This window comes from Variovorax sp. KK3, from assembly GCF_001984055.1.
GTDB lineage: Bacteria > Pseudomonadota > Gammaproteobacteria > Burkholderiales > Burkholderiaceae_C > Variovorax.
The window spans coordinates 21,810-30,840 of record NZ_LYVO01000082.1 but is presented as its reverse complement, the minus strand read 5'-3'; the positions used below and the strand labels follow the sequence as shown (position 1 = coordinate 30,840).

Annotated in this window: 7 protein-coding genes; 6 read left to right on the top strand and 1 reads right to left on the bottom strand. The window is 67.6% G+C overall.

Translation table 11 applies throughout. The features are described 5' to 3' along the window. On the top strand, window positions 1-693 hold a 693-nt coding region (trmB, locus tag B0W80_RS28415; RefSeq protein ID WP_306171878.1), incomplete at its 5' end, for a tRNA (guanosine(46)-N7)-methyltransferase TrmB. A gap of 13 nt (window positions 694-706) precedes the next feature. Here the strand turns inward: trmB and B0W80_RS28410 are convergent. Beyond that, a complete protein-coding gene (locus B0W80_RS28410) occupies window positions 707-1,141 on the bottom strand; it encodes a hypothetical protein (RefSeq protein ID WP_077002507.1) in 435 nt (144 codons plus the stop codon). Between the two features lie 215 nt (window positions 1,142-1,356). Between B0W80_RS28410 and B0W80_RS28405 the strand changes: the two genes are divergently transcribed. The 5 genes from B0W80_RS28405 (at window position 1,357) to B0W80_RS28385 (ending at window position 9,019) form a co-directional block, all read left to right on the top strand. Next, entirely contained in the window at window positions 1,357-2,526 is a 1,170-nt protein-coding gene (locus B0W80_RS28405; RefSeq protein WP_077002506.1) for an ABC transporter substrate-binding protein, read from the top strand. Between the two features lie 120 nt (window positions 2,527-2,646). Continuing rightward, complete coding sequence (locus B0W80_RS28400; protein ID WP_077002505.1) at window positions 2,647-3,414, top strand: class II aldolase/adducin family protein; 768 nt, start codon at window positions 2,647-2,649, stop codon at window positions 3,412-3,414. A gap of 150 nt (window positions 3,415-3,564) precedes the next feature. Further along, the gene (locus tag B0W80_RS28395; RefSeq protein ID WP_077002504.1) at window positions 3,565-4,860 is read left to right on the top strand and encodes an ATP citrate lyase citrate-binding domain-containing protein; all 1,296 of its coding nucleotides are present in this window, start codon (window positions 3,565-3,567) and stop codon (window positions 4,858-4,860) included. A 16-nt stretch (window positions 4,861-4,876) separates the two neighbouring features. Next, window positions 4,877-7,600 carry a CoA-binding protein gene (locus B0W80_RS28390; RefSeq protein ID WP_077002503.1) on the top strand — a complete coding sequence of 908 codons (2,724 nt, stop codon included), beginning with the start codon at window positions 4,877-4,879 and terminating at the stop codon, window positions 7,598-7,600. Between the two features lie 126 nt (window positions 7,601-7,726). Further along, window positions 7,727-9,019, top strand: coding sequence for an MFS transporter (locus B0W80_RS28385; protein ID WP_077002502.1), 1,293 nt, complete (start codon window positions 7,727-7,729; stop codon window positions 9,017-9,019). The last annotated feature ends 12 nt before the right edge of the window (window positions 9,020-9,031 follow it).

Genomic DNA, 9,031 nt, shown 5'->3' with positions numbered 1-9,031 from the left:
CCCTCCGACGACCCGTCCCCCCATCCCCTGCACCGCCGGCTGAAGAGCTTCGTGCGCCGCGCCGGCCGCACCACCGACGGGCAGGCGCGCGCCTTTTCGGAGCTGGGGCCGCTGTTCCTGCTGCCCTATCAAGAGGCGCCGCTTGACATCGAAGCCGCTTTCGGCCGCGCCGCACCCACCGTGCTCGAAATCGGCTTCGGCATGGGCGAGGCCACGGCGCACATCGCCGCGCTACTGCCCGAGAAGAATTTCCTGTGCTGCGAGGTGCACGAGCCCGGCGTCGGCGCCCTGCTCAAGCGCATCGGCGAGCAGCAGATCGCCAACATCCGCATCTGCGCGCACGATGCGGTCGACGTCATCGACCACATGCTGCAGCCGGGCCAGCTGGCCGGTGTGCATGTGTTCTTTCCGGACCCGTGGCACAAGAAGCGGCACAACAAGCGCCGGCTCATCCAGCCGGGCTTCGTGCGCAAGTTGGCGCAGCGGCTCGCGCCCGGTGGTTATCTGCATTGCGCCACCGACTGGCAGCCGTATGCCGAACAGATGCTCGAAGTGCTGCAAGGCGAGCCGCTGCTGCGCAACACCGCTGCCGACTACGCGCCCAAGCCGGACTACCGGCCACTCACCAAGTTCGAGAACCGCGGCCTCAAGCTGGGCCACGGCGTCTGGGACCTGGTGTTCCAACGCGCCTGATGCGGCGCAGGGCTCAGTGCGCGAGCCCGCTGTAGACGTTCTCCGATTGCGTCTCGCCCTGCGCGGCCAGCACGTGCTTCTGCGCCGCCATGATGAGGGCCGCACGGTAGGCGGAGCGGCTCGCGATCTTGGTGTGCGCGACCACGGCCTGCCACTCGCGTTCCAGCGTTTCGGGCGAACGGTCCACGCTCCGGTTCATCAAGGCCTGGCTGACGTCGATCAGCGCAGCGGCCGAGCCCAGGCAGAGGTTGATGGCCGATTGCGCGGCGCTCGAGCGAAAGCGGTTGTCGTTGGCGCTCGCGGCGAGCTGAAGCGCATCGAGCGGCAGGTTGAGCGTCGGGCCCAAGTATGGCGCGCCCTGCATGTCGTTGTCGGCGCGCGCCAGCACTTGTTCGATGGTCGCGAGGGCGCTTTCGAGAAGCGCGTGATCAGAGAGCTTTTTTTTCATGTCGATCGCCGCAAGGCGAGCCAGAGTCCAGCCGGAATGTTGCCATCGGACACGGTTTTTCCCCTGTGCAGAATGCCACAGGGTTTAAACAAAAGTTAACAACTTACGACGCCGCACGGCGACAACTCCAACGCGTCGGCGCGTGACTTAGTCCCTCGAAGGCGGGCACCCAAATTGCTACATTGTTTGCCTTTGCGTAACCAAAGGCGTCCACCATGCATCCCACTCGCAGGCATCTGCTGCGCCGCGCCGGCGCCACCTTGCTGGTGGGCGGCAGCCTCGGCTTTCCTGGGCTCGGCTTCGCCCAGACCACACGTGCGCCGGGTGTGGGCGCGCGCACGGTCGTGCTCGGCCAATCGGTGCCGCTGACCGGCGCGGCCAGCGAAATCGGCCTGGCTTTCGCGGCCGGATGCCGGCTTTACGCCACGCAGTTCAACGACAGCAATGCCGACAGCGGCCTTCAGCTCAAGCTGCTGCAGCTCGACGACGGCTACGACGCACAGCGTGCCGCCGCCAATGCGCGCAACCTCCTCGGCAAGGACAAGGCCGACCTGCTCTTCGGCTTCGTCGGCACGGCCAGCAGCGAGGCCGGTGCCACTGCCGCGGCTCAGCAAGGCACCGTGCTGTTCGCCCCCTTCGCCGCGGCCGACAGCCTGCGGAGCCCAGCGCATCAAAACGTCTTCCACGTCCGGCCCAGCATGGCCGACGAAGCCATCAAGATCGTGCGCCAATGCGCCACCGTGGGGCAGACGCGCATCGCGCTGGTGGGCGACGACGACGCGATGGGACGCGCCGGCCTGGCCGCAGTCGAGCAGGCCATGGCCGACCAGAAGCTGGGCGCCCTGGTCGCCAAGGCCCTGGTGCCGCCGGCCGGCAACAAGCTCGACGCCGCGCTCGCCGACGTGCAGAAGGCATCGCCCCAGGCGATCGTGCTGGTGTCGCTCTCGGGCACCACGGCCGAGGCCATCCGCAAACTGCGCAAGAGCGGCTACGCCGGCAGCTTCATGGCCTTCTCGATCGTCGGCATCGATCCGCTCTACGCCGCGCTGGGCAAGGACATCCGCGGCATCGTGATCTCGCAGGTCGTGCCGTCGCCGCGGCCATCGGCCACGCCGATCGTCAAGGAGTACCTGGGCGCCGTCGAAAACTCCGACCAGACCGCTTCCTACGAAGGCCTCGAAGGCTTCATCGCCACCAAGGCGGCCGCCGAGGCCATCAAGCGCGCGGGCCGCGGCTTCACGCCCGCCACGTTGCAGCGCGTGATGGCCGGCATGACCGACTACGACGTCGGCGGCTTCCGCATCAACCTGCGGCCGGGCCTGCGCGATCCGCATCGCAGCATCGACCTGATCAGCATCACGGCCGACGGGCGCGTGCTGCGCTGAAGACAGCGGTGCCCCGGGTTTTCCTGGGCGCCAGGTTGTCCGGTTCCTGACACCGTCGCAGGCGGCGCGGGTCTACAGTGACGCCCTCACCGTGACCCACGCGACGACTGAAGGAACCCCATGAACGCCACCTCTTCCTCCGAAATCCAGAAGCTCGTCTCCGCCGAGGAATGGCAGCTGCGCGTGGACCTGGCCGCCTGCTACCGCCTGGTGGCGCTGTACGGCTGGAGCGACCTGGTCTTCACCCACATCAGCGCGCGCGTGCCGGGGCCGGAGCACCATTTCCTGATCAACCCCTACGGCCTGATGTTCGACGAGATCACCGCCTCGAGCCTGATCAAGGTCGACCAGGACTGCAACAAAGTGATCACCTCGCCCTACCCCGTCAACCCCGCGGGCTTCGTGATCCACAGCGCGGTGCACGCGGCGCGGCCCGACGTGCAATGCGTGCTGCACACCCACACGCGCGCCGGCATCGCCGTGAGTGCGCAGAAGAACGGCGTGCTGCCCATCAGCCAGCAATCGACCTTCGTGCTGGCCTCGCTGGCCTACCACGACTACGAGGGCGTGGCCTTCCGCGACGACGAGAAGCCGCGCCTGCAGGCCGACCTGGGCGAGGCCAACTTCCTGATGCTGCGCAACCACGGCCTGCTGACCGTGGGCAAGAGCGTGGCCGATGCCTTCCTGTCGATGTACACCTTCGAAAACACCTGCCAGATCCAGATCGCCGCGCAGGCCGGCGGCAGCGAGCTGACGCACGTCGACCCGCGCATCGTCGAGGGCGTGGGGCAAGCGATGAAGGTGCAGACCGGCGGACTCGGCGGTGCCTTCGTGTGGCCTTCGCTCATCCGCAAGCTCGATCGCATCGACGAAAACTACAAGACCTGATCACGCCCGGCGGGGCCTTGGGACGACCCCGTACTAACCCTCACTGCACTGACGGCGAATCGACAGCTTCCATTCCTACGATCTCTCCAAGGCCACCCGGTACGCGGGCCGCCTACGGCGCAGTTCGCGCACCAACTGGAGACATCGACCATGCAGATTACCGGCATGTTGCACGGCGCGCGGCTGTTGCAATTCGCGGGCTTCCCAGCCACCGAAGTGCTGGGCCCCGCGGCCAGCGAGGAAGAGATCAAGGCGCTCATCGACAAGTACGGCCTGGTCTTCATCAAGCCCGTGTTCAAGGGCGGCATCGGCAAGAAGGGCAAGGCCGGCCTGCTGGGCCGGGCCAGCGACCTGAAGACAGCGCTCGCCGAGAAGGAACGCCTCTACTTCGCCGAGCACCAGGTCGGCCACGTCAAGGCCAAGGCCAACGGCGTCACCTTCGAGGCCGGCGTGCCGGCCAAGCACGAGGTGTATTTCTCGATCAGCGATTCCACCCGCTACCGCGCCCCGACCATGACCCTCACGCACATGGGCGGCATGGACATCGAAGAGCTCGACAAGAGCCAGGTGGCCACCGTGCCCTTCGACCCGCTCACCGGGCTCAAGGCCTTCGTGGTGGCGAACGCGCTGGCCGAGATCGGCGCGCCCAAGGAAATCATCTCGCCGCTGGTGCAGCAACTGCCCAAGCTGTGGGAACTGTTCCACGACTTCGGCATGACCACGCTGGAGCTCAACCCGATCCGCATGCGCGAGGACAAGAAGGGCCGGCTCACGCCCGTGGCCTGCGACTTCAAGTGCGGCTTCGACCGCGACGACCCGCGCTGGCTGCGCCTGGGCCTGCCGCCGCACCTGTTCGCGGCCGACTACTCCGACTTCGAGCAGGAGATCAACACGCTGCGCACCCACCAGGGCCAGAGCGACGTCTACGTCATCAACGACAAGGGCACCGTGCTCGCGCCCACCTTCGGCGGCGGCGCCAACTCGCTGGTGACCGAGATGCTCGGCGACGACGCCATCATCAGCTCCGACTTCGGCGGCAACCCGCCCTACGAAAAGATGAAGGAGGTCGCGCGCATCTGCTTCAAGCACTGGCTCAAGCAGGCCAACGTGCTCTTCATCATCGGCGGCAAGAGCAACAACACCGACATCTTCGAAACGCTGCGCGCCATGGCCGACGCGCTGCGCGAGCACTTCAGCCAGCACGGGCCGACGCCGCTCTACGTGGTGCTGGGCCGCGGCGGGCCGAACCTCGTGCGCGGCATGGGCGCGCTGCGCGACACCTGCGATGCGCTGGGCTTGCCCTACCGGCTCTTCGGGTTCGACTCCGACATGAGCGAGGTGATCCAGTTCGCACGCAAGATCAACACGTGGATGAAGGACGGCGGACGCGAGCAGATCGCGGCACGCCTTGGCATCCAGGGCCCTGCCGTCTCGGCAGCCGCTTGAAAGGGGGGAACAGGACATGCAAGCCAACTGGCAGAAAACGGGCGTGGGCGATTTCAAGTACCACGTCGGCATCAGTTCCCTGACGCAGGTCGCGTCGCGAGAAGACCGCGTCTGCGTGCTCAACATCCTGGGCGGCGAATCGAGCGAGGTCACGCCCGTGAGCCATGCCTACTCGGGCGGCAACGTGGTCTTCGGCACCGCACCCGGCAAGGGCGGCTCGGTGCTGGAAACGCCTGCCGGCGACATCCCGGTGTTCAACAACGTGCGCGACGGCCTGGCCGCGGGCCACCGCTTCAACTGCGGCGTGGTGTACCTGCCGCCCTCGGCCGCGCGCGACGGCGTGGCGGAGTTGATCCGCGTCAACCCCGACCTGCGCAAGATCTTCATCATCACCGAGAAGATCGCCGTGCACGACGCGCGGGAGATCCGCGCCATGGGCCAGCAGAACGGCATCGACATCTTCGGTGCCAACGGCCTGGGCGTGGCCGATGCGTGGAACCAGGTGCGCATCGGTGGCGCCTTGGGCGGCGACAAGCCCGGTGACTCGCTGCGGCCCGGGTCGATCGCCATCTTCTCGAACTCGGGCGGCTTTTCGACCACCATCGCGCAATACCTGCGCATGGCGGGCTGGGGGACGACCACCGTCATCTCGTCGGGCAAGGACGTGTTCATCCACTACGCCGCGCCAGAGTTCGCCTTCGCGCTGGCCAACGATGCGCGCAGCAAGGCCGCGGTGCTCTACTGCGAGCCCGGTGGCTACTACGAACTCGACGCCAAGTTCACCAAGCCGGTCGTGGCCTGCGTGGTCGGCCGCTGGAAGAGCAAGCTCACCCGCGCGGTGGGCCATGCCGGCGCCATGGCCGGCGGCTCCGACGACGCCACCGCCAAGGAGCGCTGGTTCATGGAGAAGTTCGGCGTCGACGGCGTCTTCACGCCCGACAACCCCGTGTTCTCCGCCAAGGGCGCGCTGGTGACCAACATCGCCCACATCCCGGCCGCGCTCACTGCGGTGATGCGCGCCAATGCCACCCTGCCCGACTTCGCACCCGAGGGCTCGCTCGCGCTCAAGCCCTGGTTCGGTTCCGACGAAGGGCTGGACCTGCCCGACGAGCTGCGCCTGCCGGTGGTGGAGGCACTCGCGCCCTACAACGAGCAGGTGGCACTGCTCAACACGCAGGTCGGCGGCGTGGTGCCGCGCCAGGCGATGAAGGACGCCTCGGGCGCCTCGCAGATGGATGCGAAGACCCAGGTCAGCAGCCTGCACGGCACCAGCATGCTCGATGCCGCCACGCTGCCGCTCGAATCGAACGTCGCGCTGGCCCTGGTGCACGACGCCGGCGGCGACAACGACCGCAAGCTGATCGCGCCCGCCATCGCGGCCTACGTCAACCTGCACGGCCGGCCCGAGCTGGCCGCCGCGCAGGCCAGCCGCGAGGCCGGCAACGCGCCCAATGCGGTGCTGGCCGCGGCCGCCGCCATCGTCGGGCCGAAGCGCCAGCAGGACGCTCGCGATGCGCTGAAGTTCATGCTCGAACGCTTTCACGCGGCGGGGCTGGGCAACGAGTTCGGCGCTTCGCTCAGCGACAGCTTCGACATCGCGCAGATCGACACCGCCGGCATGCCGGCGATGACGACCGAGGCACACGATGCACGCGCCCAAGCTCTACTGGCCGGCGTGCAGGCGCGCGGCGGGCGCTCGGTGTTCCTGCGCTGGCTGCAGGCCCAGCCGGGCCATCCGACCGAGGCCGCGGTGCTCGCCGCGATCTCGGCCACGCTGGCCTGGGGCCCGCTCTCGCGCAAGCGCATCTCGCTGCTCACGGCGCAAGGCTTCCCGTGGTGGCTGCAGCTCTTCGGCACGCTGATCGGCGCCTCGGCCGATGCGTCGCGGCACGAGGAAGACCGCTTCTGCGGCCTCACGCAGCAACGCCTGCTGGAAGAACTGAGCCTCGGCGAGATCGCCTTCGCCGCCCTGCTCGGCCACACGCCCGGCGAGGCCGACCTGTTCGCCTTCCAGACCCTCGTCGGCCTGCTGCTGACCAACGGCCCCGGCGCCATCTCGGCCCAGGGCGCGAAGGGCGCGGTGTCGGCCGACGGACCTGAGCAGCCCGAGCGCGTGCAGCTCAACAAGGCGCTGGTGGGCTTCCTCACGCACACCGGATACGCGCACGGCGGCAACGGCTACGAAGGCATCGCCTACCTGATCGAGCAGTTCAAGGGCAGCGGCCTCGACGATCCGGGCGCCGCGACGCCAGGCGTGGACCTGAAGGCCCTGGCCGAGAAGGCAGTCGCGCAGTACGCGCAATACAAGACGCAGAAGAAGAGCGCCGGCAGCCTCGACATCGCCAAGCTGCCAGGCGTGAACCACCCGGTCTTCAAGGACAAGCCGGTCAACTTCGACCCGCGCGAGGTCTTCATCGCCAAGCTGCGTGAATCGCGCGGCGATCACAACGTGTTCCACGACTTCTACCGCGCGCTGGTGCAGCAGCTCTTCGACGCGGGCGTTTCGCGCAACGTCTACTGCGTGAACGTCGACGCGGTGATCGCGGCCCTGCTTCTCAAGATGCTGTGGCAGCCGTTGCAGTCGGGCCAGATCGGCGAACGCGAGCTGGAGACGGCCGCTTTCACGATCTTCCTGTACCCCCGCATGCTGGGCTGCGCCGCCGAGGTCGACGACCACCTGAACCGGGGACGCAACATGGACACGCGCACCGCCGCATCGCTCTGCAAGTTCGTCGCCTAGCCCTCCGGGCGCACGAATTCAGCTGCCGGTCAGGGTGCCGCAAGCACGCCTGAGATAGGGTCTTCGGACCCTGGCCATTCCGATCGCCTTTCTCCGCCAAAACCTCATACACCACTGGAGATCCCCATGAGTTCAGCCATCCTGGCCGAAGGCACACCCACGCCTGCGCCGAGCTCCAAGCTCGGCGCGGTGCTGCGCGTGACCAGCGGCAACTTCCTCGAGCAGTTCGACTTCTTCCTGTTCGGCTTCTACGCCACCTCCATCGCCAAGGCCTTCTTCCCGACCAGCAGCGACTTCGCCTCGCTGATGCTGACCTTCGCCGTCTTCGGCGCCGGCTTCCTCATGCGGCCGCTGGGCGCGATCGTGCTGGGGGCCTACATCGACGAGGTCGGCCGCCGCAAGGGGCTGATCGTCACGCTCGCCATCATGGCCAGCGGCACGGTGCTGATCGCCTTCGTGCCGGGCTACGCCACCATCGGCTTCGTCGCGCCGCTGCTGGTGCTCATCGGCCGCCTGCTGCAGGGCTTCTCGGCCGGCGCCGAACTGGGTGGCGTGTCGGTGTACCTGTCGGAAATGGCCACGCCGGGCCACAAAGGCTTCTACACGGCCTGGCAGTCGGCCAGCCAGCAGGTGGCGATCGTGCTGGCCGCGGCGCTGGGCTTCGCGCTCAACGAGCTCATGCCGGCGGCCGCGCTCGAAGCCTGGGGCTGGCGCATTCCCTTCTTCGTCGGCTGCATGATCATCCCGTGCATCTTCGTGTTGCGCCGCTCGCTCCAGGAGACGGAAGCTTTCCAGGCCCGCACGCACCACCCGACCACGCGCGAGGTCGCGGCCTCGATGCGGCAGAACTGGCGCATCGTGCTGGCCGGCATGCTGCTGGTGGCGATGACGACCGCCACCTTCTACCTGATCACCGTCTACACGCCGACCTTCGGCCGCACCGTGCTGCACCTGAGCGCGCGGGACAGCCTGGAGGTCACCCTGCTCGTGGCCCTGTCCAACTTCTTCTGGCTGCCGGTGGGCGGCGCGATCTCCGACCGCATCGGCCGCAAGCCTTTGTTGGTGGGTATGACCGTGCTGGCCATCCTGACGGCCTACCCCGCGATGTCGTGGCTGGCCGCCTCGCCGAGCTTCGGCCGGCTGCTGGACGTGCTGCTGTGGTTCTCGTTCCTCTTCGGCATGTACAACGGCGCGATGGTCGTCGCACTCACCGAGGTGATGCCCGTGCAGGTGCGCGTGGTCGGCTTCTCGCTCGCCTACAGCCTGGCCACGGCGATCTTCGGCGGCTTCACGCCGGCGGTGTCGACCTGGCTGATCGACGCCACTGCGGACAAGGCGGCGCCGGCATTCTGGATGAGCTTCGCGGCGGCATGTGGGCTGGCTGCGACGTTGATGTTGTATCGAAGAAAGTCTTCATAACCCTTTGATTTA